Origin of the sequence: Lacinutrix mariniflava, assembly GCF_001418015.1 — a bacterium.
Taxonomy (GTDB): domain Bacteria; phylum Bacteroidota; class Bacteroidia; order Flavobacteriales; family Flavobacteriaceae; genus Lacinutrix; species Lacinutrix mariniflava.
In genome coordinates this window covers 365,840-384,019 of the sequence record NZ_LIQG01000026.1, presented here as the reverse complement: position 1 = coordinate 384,019, position 18,180 = coordinate 365,840, and the positions used below count along the sequence as shown (strand labels likewise).

General features: G+C 33.4%; 17 protein-coding genes. 9 read left to right on the top strand and 8 right to left on the bottom strand.

Translation table 11 applies throughout. The annotated features are described in order from the left end of the window. Positions 1-27: 27 nt before the first annotated feature. Both ASC44_RS08665 and ASC44_RS08660 read right to left on the bottom strand, forming a co-directional pair. Positions 28-450 (bottom strand): hypothetical protein, encoded by a 423-nt coding sequence (locus tag ASC44_RS08665; protein WP_055447205.1) that lies wholly within the window; start codon positions 448-450, stop codon positions 28-30. 2 nt (positions 451-452) lie between these two features. Next, on the bottom strand, positions 453-1,109 hold the full coding sequence (locus ASC44_RS08660; RefSeq protein WP_055447204.1) for a metal-dependent transcriptional regulator: 657 nt from the start codon (positions 1,107-1,109) through the stop codon (positions 453-455). Between the two features lie 100 nt (positions 1,110-1,209). Between ASC44_RS08660 and ASC44_RS08655 the strand changes: the two genes are divergently transcribed. The 6 genes from ASC44_RS08655 to ASC44_RS18445 all read left to right on the top strand — a co-directional run bounded on the left by ASC44_RS08655 (position 1,210) and on the right by ASC44_RS18445 (position 7,901). Next, positions 1,210-3,462, top strand: a complete 2,253-nt coding sequence (locus ASC44_RS08655; protein ID WP_055447203.1) for a TonB-dependent receptor — start codon at positions 1,210-1,212, stop codon at positions 3,460-3,462. Positions 3,463-3,503: 41 nt separating this feature from the next. Then, positions 3,504-4,418: a metal ABC transporter solute-binding protein, Zn/Mn family gene (locus tag ASC44_RS08650; RefSeq protein ID WP_055447202.1), complete on the top strand. Its 915-nt coding sequence runs from the start codon at positions 3,504-3,506 to the stop codon at positions 4,416-4,418. Positions 4,419-4,585: 167 nt separating this feature from the next. Continuing rightward, complete coding sequence (locus tag ASC44_RS08645; RefSeq protein ID WP_055447201.1) at positions 4,586-5,320, top strand: metal ABC transporter ATP-binding protein; 735 nt, start codon at positions 4,586-4,588, stop codon at positions 5,318-5,320. Positions 5,321-5,467: 147 nt separating this feature from the next. Further along, complete coding sequence (locus ASC44_RS08640) at positions 5,468-6,595, top strand: metal ABC transporter permease (RefSeq protein ID WP_055447200.1); 1,128 nt, start codon at positions 5,468-5,470, stop codon at positions 6,593-6,595. Then, the gene (locus tag ASC44_RS08635; RefSeq protein ID WP_055447199.1) at positions 6,588-7,748 is read left to right on the top strand and encodes a metal ABC transporter permease; all 1,161 of its coding nucleotides are present in this window, start codon (positions 6,588-6,590) and stop codon (positions 7,746-7,748) included. The genes ASC44_RS08640 and ASC44_RS08635 overlap by 8 nt, the downstream gene beginning before the upstream one ends. A 27-nt stretch (positions 7,749-7,775) precedes the next feature. Beyond that, positions 7,776-7,901: a hypothetical protein gene (locus tag ASC44_RS18445; RefSeq protein ID WP_275044205.1), complete on the top strand. Its 126-nt coding sequence runs from the start codon at positions 7,776-7,778 to the stop codon at positions 7,899-7,901. A 166-nt stretch (positions 7,902-8,067) separates the two neighbouring features. On the opposite strand, the gene pyk is transcribed toward ASC44_RS18445, so the two are convergent. From pyk to ASC44_RS08610, 5 genes are all read right to left on the bottom strand, one after another. Beyond that, positions 8,068-9,492, bottom strand: coding sequence for a pyruvate kinase (pyk, locus tag ASC44_RS08630; RefSeq protein WP_055447198.1), 1,425 nt, complete (start codon positions 9,490-9,492; stop codon positions 8,068-8,070). Next, entirely contained in the window at positions 9,492-9,980 is a 489-nt protein-coding gene (locus tag ASC44_RS08625) for an IPExxxVDY family protein (protein ID WP_055447197.1), read from the bottom strand. Before ASC44_RS08625 ends, pyk begins: the two co-directional genes overlap by 1 nt. 150 nt (positions 9,981-10,130) lie before the next feature. After that, a complete protein-coding gene (gene rnc, locus ASC44_RS08620) occupies positions 10,131-10,874 on the bottom strand; it encodes a ribonuclease III (protein ID WP_055447196.1) in 744 nt (247 codons plus the stop codon). 7 nt (positions 10,875-10,881) lie between these two features. Further along, the gene (gene fabF, locus ASC44_RS08615) at positions 10,882-12,132 is read right to left on the bottom strand and encodes a beta-ketoacyl-ACP synthase II (RefSeq protein ID WP_055447195.1); all 1,251 of its coding nucleotides are present in this window, start codon (positions 12,130-12,132) and stop codon (positions 10,882-10,884) included. Positions 12,133-12,144: 12 nt separating this feature from the next. Beyond that, positions 12,145-12,378: an acyl carrier protein gene (locus tag ASC44_RS08610; RefSeq protein WP_013869581.1), complete on the bottom strand. Its 234-nt coding sequence runs from the start codon at positions 12,376-12,378 to the stop codon at positions 12,145-12,147. Positions 12,379-12,561: 183 nt separating this feature from the next. Between ASC44_RS08610 and purN the strand changes: the two genes are divergently transcribed. From purN to ASC44_RS08595, 3 genes are read left to right on the top strand one after another with little or no spacing between them, the layout of a single operon-like run. Beyond that, positions 12,562-13,125 carry a phosphoribosylglycinamide formyltransferase gene (gene purN / locus ASC44_RS08605; RefSeq protein ID WP_055447194.1) on the top strand — a complete coding sequence of 188 codons (564 nt, stop codon included), beginning with the start codon at positions 12,562-12,564 and terminating at the stop codon, positions 13,123-13,125. Continuing rightward, the gene (locus tag ASC44_RS08600; RefSeq protein WP_055447193.1) at positions 13,122-13,814 is read left to right on the top strand and encodes a cyclase family protein; all 693 of its coding nucleotides are present in this window, start codon (positions 13,122-13,124) and stop codon (positions 13,812-13,814) included. Before purN ends, ASC44_RS08600 begins: the two co-directional genes overlap by 4 nt. Before the next feature lie 16 nt (positions 13,815-13,830). Next, the gene (locus tag ASC44_RS08595) at positions 13,831-14,469 is read left to right on the top strand and encodes a ribonuclease H1 domain-containing protein (protein WP_055447192.1); all 639 of its coding nucleotides are present in this window, start codon (positions 13,831-13,833) and stop codon (positions 14,467-14,469) included. Between the two features lie 187 nt (positions 14,470-14,656). Here ASC44_RS08595 and ASC44_RS08590 read toward each other — a convergent pair whose 3' ends face one another. After that, on the bottom strand, positions 14,657-18,028 hold the full coding sequence (locus ASC44_RS08590) for a zinc-dependent metalloprotease (RefSeq protein ID WP_055447191.1): 3,372 nt from the start codon (positions 18,026-18,028) through the stop codon (positions 14,657-14,659). Between the last annotated feature and the right edge of the window lie 152 nt (positions 18,029-18,180).

The following is an 18,180-nucleotide window of genomic DNA, read 5'->3' as shown; positions in this document are numbered from 1 at the left end:
GGTCTCTCTATTGTATTTAAGTAACAATTACTCACTAATATCTAATTGGATATAGTAATCTTCAGGTTTAATTTTATTTCTATATTCAGGATAAGGAGCAATGTTAAAACCTGAAACTTTAAGTGTTTCCGAAGAGAAAACATTTCCAATTTTATTTACTAATGAATTTGTTGGGGAAATAATAACACGTTTTTGCTCTAATTTCTTTCCGTTTTTAAAAACATCTAAAAGCACAACAGCTTCTCCAGCCCAAACGCATTGTACACCTTTTGGGCAACGCGAATCGCTTTCTACAGCTACAAATTTAAGTTCTAGATCGTCTACTGTAATGGATTTACCATACATTAGTTTTGAAACAATTTTGGGCGTTTTTACTTTAACCGTTGTCGAATCTTGAGCAAACGAAAATAAAATGGTGAAAAAGACTAAAACGGAAAGTAAATATTTCATAATTAAACAGTTTTTAAAAATAGGTTTTTTGCAACATTTTGAGAGACTGTAATTTCGCGACTATTAATTTTTATTTTAATAGACTGATCAAAAGGTTCTTTATGCAGTAATACAATTTCCGTTCCTAAAGCGATAGTATTAGCGTCTAAATAATTTAAAAAAGCCGAAGACGTGTCTTTTACACCAACACATTGGTATTTTTTTCCTAAAGTAGCTTGGGATAATAGTATTTTTTCAATTTGCTTAAAATTTCCATCTCTATCTGGTATTGGGTCACCATGTGGATCGTGAGTTGGGTGTTTTAAATAAGCATCTAATTGGTCAATTAGTTTTTCAGATTTTATATGCTCTAAATCTTCAGCAACTTGGTGCACTTCATCCCATTTAAAATTTAGTTTTTCAACTAAAAACACTTCCCAAAGACGGTGTTTTCTAATAATGCCAATCGCAATTTTCTTACCTTCTAGCGTTAAATTTACACCTTGGTATTTTATGTAATCGGCATAACCTTTCTCTGCTAACTTCTTTAACATATCTGTTACCGAAGAGGCTTTAGTTTGCAAAGCTTCTGCAATAGCATTTGTGTTTACCGTTTCTACACCTTGTTTTCCAAGGTGATAAATAGCTTTAATGTAATTTTCTTCAGTAAGTGTAATCATAGGTTTGTATAACAGAAACAAATATAGTAATATAATTTTCTAAAATTTATATTTAGATTAATCTAAATTTTTATTTACATTTGTAAAAAATATATATTTCATGAAACTAATAACTACTTTTATTTTTTGTTTAAGCTTGTTTTGTGAAGCCCAAAATACAGTCACTATTTCTGGAGTAATAACTTCCGAAGGAGAAACACTACCATATGCTAATGTTTACTTACAAGGCACAACCTTAGGAACAACAAGCAAAGAGGATGGTTCTTTCGAAATTAAAAATGTACCTTCAGGAGCGTATAAAATTATCGCTTCGTTTACAGGTTTTAACTCAAGAAAAAAAAGTATAACTGTTTCTAGTGTTAATAGTATTGTTAATTTCGATTTACTAGAAAATCAAGCGTTAAATGAAGTTGTAATAACAGGAACATTAAAAGCAGTTAGTCGTTTAGAAAGTCCGGTGCCTGTTGAGGTGTATACACCTGCTTTCTTAAAAAAGAATCCAACGCCAAACATTTTCGAAGCACTTCAGAATGTAAACGGAGTAAGACCACAGCTTAATTGTAATGTTTGTAATACTGGAGATATTCATATTAATGGTCTAGAAGGGCCTTATACTTTGGTTTTAATCGATGGTATGCCAATAGTAAGCGGTTTATCTACTGTTTATGGTTTGTCCGGAATTCCGAATTCTTTAATCGAACAAATTGAAATTGTAAAAGGTCCAGCGTCATCACTTTACGGTAGTGAAGCTGTTGGTGGTTTAATAAATATAATTACAAAACTTCCAGAGCATGCGCCTATTGTTTTTGCAGATAGTTATGTTAGTGGTTGGGGAGAAGTAAATGCAGATATTGGTTTTAAAACAAAAGTTGGAGAAAAAGCGACGCTTTTGTTTGGTACTAATTATTTTAAATATGATAACCCAATAGATAACAACAACGATAATTTTACAGACTTAACGTTGCAAGATCGTATTTCGGTATTTCAAAAATGGAGTTTTAATAGAGAAAGTAAAAAGAAATTTTCGCTTGCAGGACGTTTTTTTTACGAAGACCGTTGGGGAGGAGAACTACAATGGAATAAAGGTTTTAGAGGAGGAGACGAGGTTTATGGTGAAAGTATTTACACCACACGATACGAGTTGCTTGGAGAGTATCAATTACCAATAGAGGAAAACATGACTTTTCAGTTTTCATATTCAGATCATGACCAAAATTCGGTTTATGGTAATGTGCCTTATTTAGCACAACAGCGTATAGGTTTCGGACAGTTAACTTGGGATAAACCTTTAAAAAATCATGATTTACTTTTTGGCGTTGCAGGACGCTATAATTATTATAACGATAATACTACAGCAACCGTAAAAGCCGATAATATTATAATTCCATCTGTGTTTGTGCAAGACGAAATTACTTTAACTAAAAAACAAAAAGTACTTTTAGGACTGCGTTATGATTACGATAAACGTCATGGTTCTATTGTAACACCACGAGTAGCATACCGTTATAAACCAACAGCCGATGATATCTTTAGGGTAAATGCAGGAACAGGATTTAGAGTGGTTAACTTGTTTACCGAAGAGCATGCCGCCTTAACAGGTTCTCGAGATGTTATCGTTGAAGAGGAGCTTAAGCCAGAGCAATCGTTTAATGTAAATGTTAATTACTTAAAAAAAATATACACCAAAAATGCAATGCAATTTACAATAGATGCTTCTGCATGGTATACTTATTTTTCTAATGCTATTATTCCAGATTACGACACCAATCCAAATCAAATTATTTACGATAACTTAGATGGCTTTTCTGTCTCAAAAGGTTTTAGTTTAAATGTTGATGCTATTTTTGGTAGTGGTATATCAGGAGGTTTGGGTATTACGGTTCAAGACGTTAATCAAACAGAAAATCATGTAAAAACTAGGCAAATATTAACAGAGCGCTTTACAGGTACTTGGTCGTTTTCTTATAAAAATTATCCAACAAATTTGACTTTTGATTATACAGGAAACGTTTATGGTCCAATGCGATTACCAACTTTAGGTGATCTAGATCCAAGACAAGAATATTCGCCAACATGGAGTATTCAAAACATTCAAGCTACGTACGATGGTTTTAATAATTTTGAAATTTATGGTGGTGTAAAAAATATTTTAAATTGGACGCCAAATAAAGGGAATCCATTTATAATTGCGAGAGCCGATGATCCTTTTGATGAAGAGGTGCAGTTTGACAATCAAGGAAACGCACAAGTAACAGCTAATAATCCTTATGCGCTTACTTTTGATCCTTCGTATGTTTATGGGCCAAATCAAGGGCGACGTATTTTTCTTGGTCTGAGATATACTTTAAACTAATTGCATCATTTTTAGTACCTTCACAACAAATTTTTAGACTTATGAAAAAAAACATAATAATATTACTATTAGCCGTCATTACATTTGCTTGTAAAAACGATGTTAAAGAAGATACAGGTAAACTAAATGTGGTCACTACAACAACAATGATAACAGATTTGGTTAATAATATTGGTGGAGATTTAGTAAATACCCAAGGTTTAATGGGAAGTGGAGTAGATCCACATTTGTTTAAAGCAAGTGAAGGTGATGTTTCTAAATTAGTAAATGCCGATGTTATTTTTTACAATGGCTTACACTTAGAAGGCAAACTAGTTGAGGTTTTCGAGAAAATGGGAAGCAAAACTACAAATACAATAGAGCTTGGTGCAGCTTTAGATAAGTCGCAATTAATAGGTTCGGAATATTTTGCTTCAAATTACGATCCGCATGTGTGGTTTAATATTGCTTTTTTTAAGCAATTTGCTAAAAAAGTAACTGCGGTTTTATCTGAAAAAGATCCTGAAAATGCTGCTGCTTTTTTAGAAAATGAAACACTATTTCTTAAAAAATTAGAAACGTTAGAACAAAAGGTTTTAACAACTATAGAAACGCTTCCAAAAGAAAAAAGAATACTTGTTACTGCGCATGATGCTTTTAATTACTTTGGTAAAAATTACGGTTTTAATGTTGTTGGTTTACAAGGTATAAGTACAGCTACAGAAGCAGGAGTACAAGATGTTCAAAAATTAGCTACCTTTATAATAGAAAATAAGGTGAAAGCTATTTTTGTAGAAAGTTCTGTGCCAAAACGTACTATTGAAGCATTGCAGGCAGCTGTTAAATCTAAAGACCACGAAGTTGTAATTGGTGGTACTTTGTATTCTGATGCGCTTGGTAATGCAGGAACTGTAGAAGGAACTTATATAGGAATGTTTGAGTATAATGTAAATACAATTGTTGAAGCACTTAAATAAGTAATTAGTCATCAGTATAAAGTACTTACTAGAATGAAAACAAAAGACTGTTACTTCGAGTGATTTTTGAAGAATGAAAAAATTGTATCGAGAAGTCATCAAATAGTTCTCGATACAATTCCGAAAAAAACTCCGAATCACTCGAACTGACGAAAAATAATAAATTAATGAGTAAAATAGCAGTAAAAGTAGATGACCTTACAGTGGCTTATAACTACAAGCCTGTACTTTGGGATATCGATTTAGAAATTCCGGAAGGTGTGCTGATGGCTATTGTTGGACCAAATGGAGCGGGAAAGTCAACACTTATAAAATCCATTCTAGGCATTTTAAAACCAATTGCAGGAAGTGTTACTATTTATGGTAAACCTTACAATAAACAAAGACAGCTTGTTGCTTATGTACCACAAAAAGGAAGTGTAGATTGGGATTTTCCAACAACTGCCTTAGACGTTGTTATGATGGGAACCTATGGTAGTTTGGGTTGGATTAAAAGACCAAGACAGAAGGAGAAAAAAGCTGCATTAGAGGCTTTAGAGAAAGTAGGGATGTTGGCTTTTAAGGGTAGGCAAATTAGTCAGTTATCTGGAGGACAGCAGCAGCGTATTTTCTTGGCGCGTGCTTTAGTGCAAAACGCATCTATTTATTTTATGGATGAGCCTTTTCAAGGTGTTGATGCTACAACAGAAATTGCAATTATTAATATTTTAAAAGAATTAAGAAAAGCGGGTAAGACAGTTATTGTTGTTCATCACGATTTACAAACTGTACCAGAATATTTTGATTGGGTAACGTTTTTAAATGTGAAGAAAATAGCTACAGGTCCAGTTAAAGATATTTTTAACGATGATAATTTAACAAAAACCTATGGTATTAATTTTAAAGTAAGTGTTCAAGAGTAAAGCAGTTGGCAGTGAGCAGTCAACAGTTGGCAGTATTTGCTCGGTTTAAAATAAGATAGTTAATATGTCATTCAAAGCAATGCGAAGAATCTCATAATTTATAACAAAACAATAAAGAATATTTCTGCATTAGCAGGAATAACAAAAATGGATATATCAGAATATTTTTCATTAGTATTTAGTGATTATACACTAAGAACCATCACGCTTGGAACCGCTATTTTAGGGGCTGTAACAGGAATGCTTGGTAGTTTTGCGGTATTAAGAAAGCAAAGTCTACTTGGTGACGCTATTTCACACGCAGCTTTACCAGGGATTGCTGTTGCTTTTTTAATTACAGGAACAAAAGATACTAATACGTTGCTTTTGGGCGCTTTAGTTAGTGGCTTAATTGGTACGTTTTGGATTAGAAGTATCGTTAAAAAAACACATTTAAAAAGTGATACAGCTTTAGGTTTAATTTTATCTCTGTTTTTTGGTTTTGGAATGTTGTTATTAACGTTTATACAAAAACAACCTAATGCTAATCAAGCAGGATTAGATAAATATCTTTTTGGACAGGCAGCTACTTTAGTAGAAAGTGATGTTTGGTTAATGGCTATAGTTACTGGTTTATGCTTGTTTGTTTTGTTATTGTTTTGGAAAGAGTTTAAATTACTATTGTTTGATGCAGATTACACTAAAACACTAGGTTTTAATACTAGGTTTATAGACATATTAATTACTAGTTTTATTGTGTTAGCTATTGTTTTAGGTCTACAAACTGTTGGTGTTGTTTTAATGAGTGCAATGCTTTTGGCTCCTGCTGCTGCAGCTAGGCAATGGACAAATAGTTTGGCTACAATGGTGCTTTTAGCAGCTGTTTTTGGTGCTTTTTCTGGTGTTTTTGGAACCGCAATTAGTGCAAGCCAAACAAATTTATCTACAGGACCAGTAATTGTGTTGGTAGCTTCCGTTTTTGTACTTTTTTCGTTTGTGTTTTCTCCAAGTCGTGGTTTATTATTTAAACAATTGAGATTTATTAAAAACAGACGCGATTTAGAATTGCATAAAACTTTAGCGTTCATGCATCATATTGCTGAAACACATGAGAATATTTCGCATCCTCATGCTATTAAATTATTAAATAGTTTTCAAGGTTACACACGTAAAACACTTCAGAAATTAGTTGAAATGAATTATGTAGAGCTAAAAGGTAATATGTGGAGCTTAACCAAAGTTGGGTTTGAAGCTGCAGCAAATTTATACACTAAACAATCTACTGAAGATGAATAGCGCACAAATAGAAATACAACTTATTGCGAGTTTAGTTGCCATTGCTTGCGCCATTCCAGGAACATTTTTAGTCTTACGTAAAATGGCGATGATAAGCGATGCTATAAGTCATTCTATACTTCCTGGTATTGTTATAGGTTTCTTTATAACACAAGATCTTAATTCTCCACTATTAATTTTATTTGCTGCCTTTACTGGTATTATTACAGTTATTTTGGTGGAGTATATTCAAAAAACAGGACTCGTAAAAGAAGACACTGCAATAGGATTAGTTTTTCCGGCTTTGTTTAGTATTGGAGTTATTTTAATTGCAAAGAATGCGAATGATGTACATTTAGATGTTGATGCTGTTCTTTTAGGAGAATTAGCTTTTGCACCATTTGATAGGTTGCTAATTTCTGGAGTAGATGTTGGACCAAAAGCATTATGGATTATTGGTGTTATTTTATTAATTACTGTGACGCTTCTTATAGCTTTTTTCAAGGAATTAAAAGTAAGTACGTTTGATGCTGGTTTAGCTGCTTCTCTTGGTTTTTCTCCTGCAATCATCCATTATGGACTAATGAGTGTAGCTTCGGTTACAACTGTAGGTGCTTTTGATGCCGTAGGAGCCATTTTAGTGGTTGCTTTAATGATTGCGCCTGCCGCTGCTGCCTATTTACTAACTACAGATTTAAAGAAGATGTTAGGGCTCGCTATCACTTTTGGTGTGATGAGTGCTATTTCTGGTTATTGGTTTGCACATTGGCTAGATGCTTCTATTGCTGGTTCTATTACAACTATGTTAGGCTTACTGTTTTTAATGGTTTATCTATTTGCGCCAAGTAAAGGTGTGATTGCTGTAATGTATCGTGAAAAACAACAACGTATAGAGGTTTCTTTATTAACGTTTTTACTTCATTTAAAAAACCATAATGAGTTAGAAGAAAGACATGTAAATCATTTAAGAGAACATATTAATTGGCAAAAGGTACGCGCTAAGACGGTTTTAGAATTGGCGCTTAAAAACAATATGATTGTGGTTGATAAAAATATTGTTTCACTAACCGAAAAAGGTGACACATTTACTTCTAAAGCGATAGACTATATTATTACTAATGAAGATACTCAGATTGAAGATATGAAAGATGATTTCTTTTTGTTTAGAGGATAATGAAGTGTTTTAAATAAAATTAATACTATGAAAAGAGCATTAACAAAAATGGAGTATAGAAAAATAACTGTTTTGGTAATTGTATTTATTTTTACTTCTGCTATTTTTTCTGACTGGCAGCATTTTAAGGATGGGCTTTTGAGCTTAAACTAAATTTTTTAGTGCTGTTCAAAACAAAAAAACCAGCTACAAAATTGTAACTGGCTCTAATTTATATTTACTCTCGCAAGTCCGCGTTAGCGATTGATGCGGCATCCTTTTGCTTTTTCTGCAAAAGATATAGCGGAAAGCGCGACCTTTAGGTAACGCCCAAATTGTTTTATATTTCTGAGATACGTAATGTATTCACCATTCCTTTTTCTTGAATAGGCATGGCTGCTAAACTTACTAGCATGTCTCCTTTTTCTAAATAACCCATTTCTTGAGCCATTTTGTTTACATCTTCTATAGTTTCGTCTGTACTTACAAACTTATCGTAAAAGAAAGCTTTAACTCCCCAAAGTAAGTTTAGTTGCGTTAAAATACGCTTGTTAGATGTGAACACTAATATGTGAGACTTTGGTCTCCAAGCTGAAATTTGAAATGCTGTATATCCACTATTTGTTAATGTAGAAATACCTTTTGCATCAATCTCGTTCGCCATTTGCGCTGCGTGATAGCATATAGATTTTGTTATATAACGCTTAGTTCTAATGGTTGGTGGTTCGTGTGGTACTTTAATTAAATCACTGTCCTCAACACTACGAATAATGCTTGCCATTTGCTCTATTACTTGTACTGGATATTTACCAACACTAGTTTCGCCAGATAACATTACGGCATCTGCTCCATCCATGATTGAGTTAGCCACATCGTTAACCTCTGCACGTGTTGGCGTAAGGCTATCTATCATGGTTTCCATCATTTGTGTTGCAATAATTACTGGTATTCTAGCACGTTTTGCGCGTAGCACTAATTGCTTTTGTACTAATGGTACTTCTTCGGCAGGAATTTCTACTCCTAAATCACCACGTGCTACCATTAAACCGTCACAATAAGCAACAATTTTATCGATGTTTGCTACACCTTCTGGCTTTTCAATTTTAGCAATAATTGGAATTTTATGGTCACTGTGCTCTTTTATAAGCTCTTGTAATATCATTAAATCTTCGGCATGACGCACGAATGATAATGCTAGCCAATCGACTTTTAATTCGCAAGCGAATTTTGCGTCTTCAATATCTTTTTCTGTTAAAGCCGGCTGAGAAATATTTGTGTTTGGAAGGTTTACACCTTTTTTAGAACGTAATGGTCCGCCTTGTATAACTTTGGCTTTTACTTCTGATACTTTATCTGAAGAAATAACTTCAAAAATTAATTTACCATCATCTAAAAGAATGCGTTCTCCCTTTTTTGCGTCTTGTGGAAACTTATCATAAGTCATGTAAACACGATCTTTTGTGCCTTCGAAACGTTCTCCTGTAGCGAAAATAATTTCGTCACCTGGTTGCACGTAAACTTCACCTTTCATTACGCCTACACGTAGTTTAGGACCTTGTAAATCTGCTAAAATAGAAGCGTTGTATCCAAATTCGTCATTTAGTTCACGTATCATTTGTACGCGTTCTTTTACATCATTGTAATCTGCATGAGAAAAGTTTATTCTAAAAACGTTAGCACCTGCGTCTAGCATGCCTTTTAAAACTTTTTTACTACTTGTTGCAGGACCTAAGGTTGCTACTATTTTGGTTTTTTTTCTTAACATTAGTTGAATATTAGTTGATCTTTAGATTTTAAACTTTCAGAAGCTATGCTGTAAGCTGTAATAACTTGATCTATTTTTAGTATTTTTTCTAGGATGAGTTTTTCTTTTTTAGAATGAAACTCATTATCAATTTTTAGCAGGTAATTAGCTTTGCTAAATTCTGGCACCAAATGATGCGTTTTTGTTTCTGTTGGATTAAAACTAAATAGAGAATCAAAATCGTTACCTGTTTGGTTTGTAACTACTTTACAAGTGTTAGATACTAAATTCCAAGTTTTAAATTGTGTGTCGTCTTCCCATTCGAAAATAGAAAAAGCCGTTTTGTTGTTGTTATTATCTATATCGTTGTCTTGCCTTACTAGTTTTAATTCTAAAACTTTATTAAGTAAATAAGCTAAACGATAATCTTCTATGGTGCAATGAATGCCAATAAGCGAGAAGTTTTCATCCTCTAAAAAATCATCTAAAACGAGTTTTTTAATTGCCATATTAATACCAACTTTTCTTTGACAGAATTGTAAATATAGTATTTAAAATGGTTTGAAGTACGTTGTTTTACTTAATCTTAACAAGAAGATAATACGAAAACGTTGTAGTTTGCTCTTAATTTATTTAAAATGATAAAATACCAATAGAGCTTATGAAAAAGCTTTTGATATTTGGTTTTGAAAAACAAAAAATGCGCGTTTTGAGGCTTTTTCTTCTGCTTTCTTTTTTGAAGTTGCTCTGCCTTTAGACACTATTTTATCGTCTATTGATAATTTTACAGAAAAATGACGAATATTATCGTTACCAGTATCTTCGTAAACATTATAATCGAAAGTCTTTTTTTCTTTCTGACACCATTCAATCAATAAGGATTTATAGCTAATAACTTTTCCTTCAAGTTGCTCTATGTCTACAAAAGGTGTAATAACACGTTTGTAAATAAATTTCTCGCACGCTTTATAGTTACCATCTAAGTAAATGGCACCTACTAAAGATTCGAATAAGTTACCATGAATATTATCACCAAATTGCCCTTTTGGAATTTTACTTTCTACAAGATCGATAAGTTTTAAGTCGCGCCCAAGTTCGTTTAAATGTTCTCTACTAACAATTTTAGAGCGCATTTTAGTTAAGTAGCCTTCGTCTCCACTTGGAACTTCTTTATATAAGTGATGTGCAATGACTGAACTTAGCATTGCGTCTCCTAAAAACTCTAAACGTTCATAATTTATAATATGACCGTTGTCGTTTTTAATATTCATAGAACGATGTGTAAACGCTGTTTTAAAGTGTTTAATCGTTTTTGGCTTGTAGCCTATAATTTCTGAAATTGTAGTAAAGAACTCTCCTTTTCCTTCTTTAGATTTTGAGAATATGTTTCGAATTCTTTTCATTCAATATTTAATCTAACTTTTTAAATAATACACAAGCATTATGTCCGCCAAAACCAAAAGTATTACTCATTGCGACTTTAATTTCGCGTTTTTGTGGTTGGTTAAGCGTTAAGTTTAGATTAGGATCTATGTTTTCGTCAATAGTTGTATGATTAATTGTTGGAGGTACGATACCATGTTCCATTGCTAAAATACAGGCAATAGATTCAATAGCACCAGCAGCACCCAATAAGTGACCAGTCATTGACTTTGTAGAATTAATATTGATGTTTTTAGCGTGATCTCCAAAAACGTTTGAAATTGCTTTAAGTTCGGCTACATCACCAAGCGGTGTAGATGTTCCGTGTGTGTTAATGTGATCGACATCTTCAGGTTTTAAACCAGCATTTTCTAAACAGTTTTTCATAACTGCAATAACACCTATTCCTTCAGGATGTGGCGCTGTCATGTGGTAAGCGTCGCTAGACATTCCTCCACCTAATACTTCAGCATAAATTTTTGCACCTCTTGCTTTTGCATGCTCATATTCTTCAAGAATAATTGCTCCAGCACCTTCACCTAAAACAAAACCATCTCTAGTTCCATCAAAAGGCCTTGAGGCTGTTTCTGGGCTTTCATTTCTTGTTGATAATGCGTGCATAGCATTAAATCCGCCCATTCCAGCAATAGTTACAGCGGCTTCACTTCCACCTGTAACAATAACATCGCAATGTCCTAAACGAATATAGTTAAGTGCGTCTATCATGGCGTTAGCAGATGATGCGCAGGCAGATACAGTTGTATAGTTAGGTCCCATAAATCCATTTTTTATAGATATGTTTCCTGGTGCAATATCTGCAATCATTTTTGGGATAAAGAATGGATTAAATCTTGGTGTTCCATCTCCAGCGGCAAAGTTTAGTACTTCGTTCTGGAACGTTTCCAAGCCTCCAATTCCTGCTCCCCAAATAACACCAACTCTTAATTTGTTGATGGTATCTAAATTAAGGTTTGAGTCCGCAATAGCCTCATCAGATGCGACCATTGCGTACTGGGTAAACCTGTCCATTTTTCGCGCCTCTTTTCTTTCTAGAAAATCGGTGGCGACAAAGTTTTTTAACTCACAAGCGAATTTTGTTTTAAACTTTTCAGTATCAAAATACGTAATAGGCGCAGCACCACTTTTACCTTTAAGTAGGGCGTCCCAATATTCATCCTTGGTGTTCCCAATTGGTGTAAGTGCTCCTAGACCCGTAACTACAACTCGCTTTAGTTCCATAAATATTAGTGCTTATTTTGCAGCTTCAATGTATGATACAGCTTGACCAACTGTTGCTATGTTTTCTGCTTGATCGTCTGGAATTTGGATATCGAATTCTTTTTCGAATTCCATAATTAATTCCACTGTGTCTAATGAATCTGCTCCTAGGTCGTTCGTGAAGCTAGCTTCAGTTACAACTTCGTTTTCATCAACACCTAATTTGTCTACGATTATCGCTTTTACTCTTGATGCAATGTCTGACATAATTTTAATTTTTTTTAGTTTTAATTAAGAGGCAAAAATAAAAAACTTTATTTTAAAACTCATCTTTCTATTAAAAAAGACTCCGAAAGTTAATAATTTATTTCGAGGAATTTTTGTTTTAGCCCGTAATTGTTAATAATTATTCTTTTTTTTGTTTGAAGATTTAACATTGAATTCTAGAAAATGAAACGAGTAGTAATTTTTGCGTCCGGTAGCGGAAGTAATGCTGAAAATTTAATAAGGTTTTTTCAAAATAGCGACAATGCGTCTGTTATTCAAGTATTAACTAACAATCCTCATGCCAAAGTTTTGGATCGATGTAAAAAGCTAAGTATTAGCGCATTGTCATTTAATAGGATGGCGTTCTCTAAGACCGATGATGTGCTTAATATCTTAAAATCTGCCAATCCAGATCTAATTGTACTTGCTGGTTTTCTTTGGAAATTCCCTGAGAATATTCTCAAACATTTTCCTAATAAAGTCATAAATGTGCATCCTGCATTGCTTCCAAAATTTGGAGGAAAAGGCATGTATGGAATGCATGTTCATGAAGCCGTAATTGCTAAAAAAGAAATTGAAACTGGCATAACAATTCACTACGTAAATGAACATTATGACGAAGGAGGAATCATTTTTCAAGCAAAATGTAAGGTTTTGACTACGGATAATGCAGACGATGTAGCGAGTAAAATTCATGAATTGGAGATGGAACATTTTCCTAAAGTGGTTGATAAATTATTATCATGACAGAAATTATAGATCTAAGTCAAGAAATATATGAAGGTATGCCTGTTTATAAGGATTTACCGCAAGTGAAAATGTCTATCCATAACACACATGAAGAATGGAATGGCGAATTAGATTCTAAAACAAGAACACCTGCTGTGCATAAACTTGAATTAGGAGAGCATACAGGAACACATGTGGATGCTATTAACCACATGGCTAAGCAGTATAAAGGACAGTCGATAGATACGATGCCTCTGAGTCTATTTTATACAGAAGGTGTCTGTCTTGATTTTTCTAATAAAGGTTTTCAAGAGTTAATAGATGTCGATGATATTATTGATGCGTGTAAGAAAGAAAATATAGTTATTAAGGAAAAAGATACTGTCTTATTGTATACTAACCATTATAAAAAGGCCTTTGGAACAGAAAATTGGAATAAAGGTCCTGGTATCACCGCAGATGCTGCAAGATGGTTGGGGAATAAAAAAGTATCAGCTTTTGGAGTAGAGACTATGTCTCCAGGAGTTCCAGGAATATCTAATAAGGAAGTGCATTATATTTGTGGAGAATTTAATTTTACACATTATGAAAATATGATAAATTTAAATCAACTTATCGGTCGAGGTAGATTTAGATTTATAGCTTTTCCGCTTAAAATAAAAGGAGGTACCGGTTCTCCTGTGCGTGCTGTTGCAATTTTCGAATAGTTTAAAGTGTATTTAAATGAGTAAAAAGAAAAAATATTATACCGTTTGGAAAGGGCATAAAACAGGCGTTTTTAAATCCTGGAAAGATTGTAAAGTGCAAATTAAAAATTACGATGGTGCACAATACAAATCTTTTACGACTGAAGATGCTGCCAATGAAGCTTTAAATGGAAACTACTTCGATTTTATAGGAAAAAACAAAAGTTTTAAGACAGAATTGTCTGCAGAGCAACTTAAAAAAATAGGTAAGCCTAATTATAATTCTATTGCTGTAGATGCTGCTTCAAGTGGAAATCCAGGAATTATGGAATATCGTGGAGTTGATACAAAATCTAAAAAGCAACTTTTTATTCAAGGCCCTTTTGCTCAAGGCACTAATAATATTGGTGAGTTTTTAGCCTTAGTTCATGGTTTAAGCTTTCTTAAAAAACACGATAGTGATCGTATTTTATATACAGATTCTAGAACAGCTATGAGCTGGGTTAGAAAAAAAATATGTAATAGTAAACTAGAGCGCAGCGCAAAAAACAAGCCCGTTTTCGATTTGGTAGATAGAGCTGTGATTTGGTTAAAAGAAAACGAGTACAAAACCACGATAGTTAAATGGGAAACTAAAGCTTGGGGAGAAATACCTGCAGATTTTGGGAGGAAATAATTAATAGTTTTTGAACTCTTTTAAGTAATCTTGACAGACAATAATATCTACCACGTTATAAGCATATGTTATTAAATGTTGGGTTCGCTCTCGACTTTTACATAGGTGATATCACTTACAAAAACTTATGGTTAAAAAAAGCCGCAACGTAAGTTGCGGCTTTTTAATTATTAAAGTTTTTATTAGTTTAGATTATAATCACTTTCCTTGTTTGTGTATTAAAACCATCACTAACTTGTAGCATGTACATTCCAGACTGTACGCTTTCCAAATTAATAGTTTCATTAAATGTTGGCGAGCTATCGTAACGCTTATTGTATACTTTTCTACCTCTTATATCGAAAACTACAACAGAAATATTTTCACTTGAAGTGCTATTTAGTTTTACATTAAATGATCCTCTATTAGGATTCGGATATATAGAAAACTCAGAAATTGAAGTATTAAACTCATCTGCAGATAGTGTTGTTTGACAAAGTTCTAAAGTAAAACTATTAAATGTCCCGCCATCATCAAATCCATCATCATCAATTGTTAGTATCCAATTTCCAGCTGACATTTCTCCATAAATAGAAGATAAGTCTCCGTTAGGAACAAAGTTTCCTGTAAAAGGAGCAGCATTACCAGCTATACTTCCATTAGTAGATTCTTGATCAAATATGGTTCCTGTATAATTATCTCCGGCACCTCCATTATATCTTGATAATACAACTATAGTCCCACTAGGGCTGGTTAATGAAATATCTAAATCAGCATCATAAGTATGGGTAATATCTATAGTTACATTTACATCAGTAATAAGAAAATTACTGCTCACACTTACTGTCGAATACACTGAGTCTGCGTCTCCAATTGCATTTATTACTTGAGAAACACTATTTGTATAACTGTTACATGATGAGTCTAAGCTTTCAGTAGTAAAACTAAAAGTTGAAGATGCAGTAGCTGTAGCACATTCATTAGACCCAGTTACTCTCCAAAAGTACTGAGTATTTACAGCTAAATCAGTAGTAGTAGAATATGTGTTTGTTTGTACTGTAGTAGATTCTGTTATTGATGTAAATCCATCATCAATTGCAATTTCAACCAAATAATCTTGAGTATTTGCCTCTAAATCCCAAGTTAGCATACCATCTACCGAAACACCTGTTGCTCCATCAACAGGAGAAACTAATGATATTATTGGTGATAGCATGTCGTTAGGCATATTTAGTGTTAAGGGTGAAGATTCTACTAGTGGGTCAGAGGTTCCTACTAAAGAAAAAGAATAAGTTCCTAAATCTAATGACCCTGTTCCTGATACTGTAACAGTTCCCATTGTTCCATCTGTTGTTGCAGAAGTAGGATTGATTACTGCTGTTGCTCCTGTAGGCAATCCAGATACTGAAAAATTAGTTATATCACTAAAACCTAGAAACGTATTATATGTAAAGTTATATACTGCGTCTGCTGGCTGGCAAATATCTACTTCTGGATTAGAAACATTAACAACAAATTCAGGTTGTCTAATAGTAAAATTTGTTGAGTTTACTGCATAAAATATATTGTTATTCCCTTCTACAATTACTCTCGCAGTGTTAGTACTCTCTATTGTTGCTGGCACTGCTAGATCATAAGAACCATTATTAGGAACATTAGAAGCTAATGCGGTAGGAAACGTTAAACCACCATCAACAGATAATAAAATATTTACTGTTGGCGTGTTTACAGCTCCACCATCTGTTCCTGCAACATCCCAAGTTACAGTTTCTGTAGAACCTGCATCCCAAGTTACATTTATAGTTTGAGAAGTAACGGTAAAAGGTCCAGCAGCAGCGTCTACAGTTACTTTCATAGTATCAAAATCTGTTTGTGGTATTTGTCCAACACCTCCACTTTCAGAATGATCTCTTACCGTTAATGCAAAATTTAATTCTCTACTTATAGTAGAAACAGTTTCCCAGGACGTATTATCTGCAGTTTCTACTGGATTAGTTTCTGTTAATTGTCCAGCTAAAACTCTACTTAATATTGGCATATATCTATTTGGAGATACGTTAGGAGGTCTTGATCTCCAAAGAGGACCACCATGAGTTGGACCAAATTGTACATTAGTTGTTAGCCCATCATCTATTTGCTCCCAAGTATATGTTAATATGTCTTCTTCATCTGTATCTGTGGCTGCTCCTTTTAATATAAATGCAGTTCCTATTGGTATAGTATGATTAATTCCTGCATTTGCTACAGGAGGACTATTTGTAATTGCAGTAGTAACAGCACATTGATTAGCTCCACTATTAACATTAATAAGTATTTGATTTATACTATGGTAATGAAAATAAGGATCTTGATGATCTTGAATGTCATTAGCAACTGCACCTCCAGCATAACTCATAATTGTTGTTCCACTTCCTGGTTCAGAACTCACACCATTTCCTTCAAATTCATAAGAAAAAGTATGATTTGCTCCCATTTGGTGTCCAATTTCATGTGACACTATTATATCAAAAAAATCAGACATGAAAGGTCCTCCATCATTGTCCAAAAATGTATGAGATGAATAAGCGCTTCCTTTTCCATTATTATATTGATCTGGATCTGGATCTATAGTATTATCGCAAACACAACCAAGACAACCAGCAAGACCTTCAATATCGCCATTAACTAATAAATGTCCAATATCAAAATCTGCAAGACCAACAAGGTCAGTTAGATTTGCCATTAAGTCAGTATTCAAATCTACATCGTAAGGATCTGTTCCTGAGTAAATTAAATCTAATGCAGGATCGTCCGCTGTATCAACTAATACAAAAGTAATAGCCATATCAACTTCAAAGACTTCATTTACTCTATTTAAAGTAGAAACCAATTGTGCTAAAGCATCTGCTTGCGCATTTCCATTACCAGGATTAAAATCATCCCAATGATTAGTATAAGATGCAGCTGTAGACATTGCCATTCTATAGGTCCTTAATAATTGATCGTTAGCATTACGTGACACTTCACTACCAATAATTTTGTTAGAAATGTCAACGTCTTCTATTAAACACTCAAAAGTATCTGAAGAATTTAGTTTAGCAGTTCTATTATAAACAATATATTGACCGTTAGAAACCTTTGTAACCGGTTGAATGTATACTGTTTCTTTACCAGGTTCAGAAATCATTGCTTTTAACCCTAAAGGCGTAACACTAAATCTCACTCGTGTTCCAGAACCATCTGTTCTTGAGCCCAAATAGGTTTTAATACCTGGGTGTTGTGCTTCATTATCTTCTGAAGAGAAAATAGCTGTTTCTACAACTCTGTATTGTTCCATTTTCCCGTTAACCGATGGGAAACTAATAACAGTATTAGACATTCGATTTGAAACACTTCTTAATGGTGCATTAACAAGCTGTTGTTTAAAGTCGTTAATATTTAATTGAAGAATTTTAGAATTATCAGCATCGATGTTTTTAAGTGAAATTCCCGTGGTTCCTTCTTTAAATGTTGTTCTAGACCAAATGTTTTCCTGCGCAAAAAGAGTAGTTGCTAAAAAAAGAAAAGCAAATGATAGAACATAGCATAGTTTTGTATTCATAATTTTTATATTAATAGTTACACATGGATTATCTGTTATTAAGTAAATATAGATAACATTGTAATTTTAAATAAAAGCAATTTATAAACGTATAGTTAAACTTTGTATTCGTTTTCAGTTTTTAAAATATTTTAGAAAAAGCAATATAATTG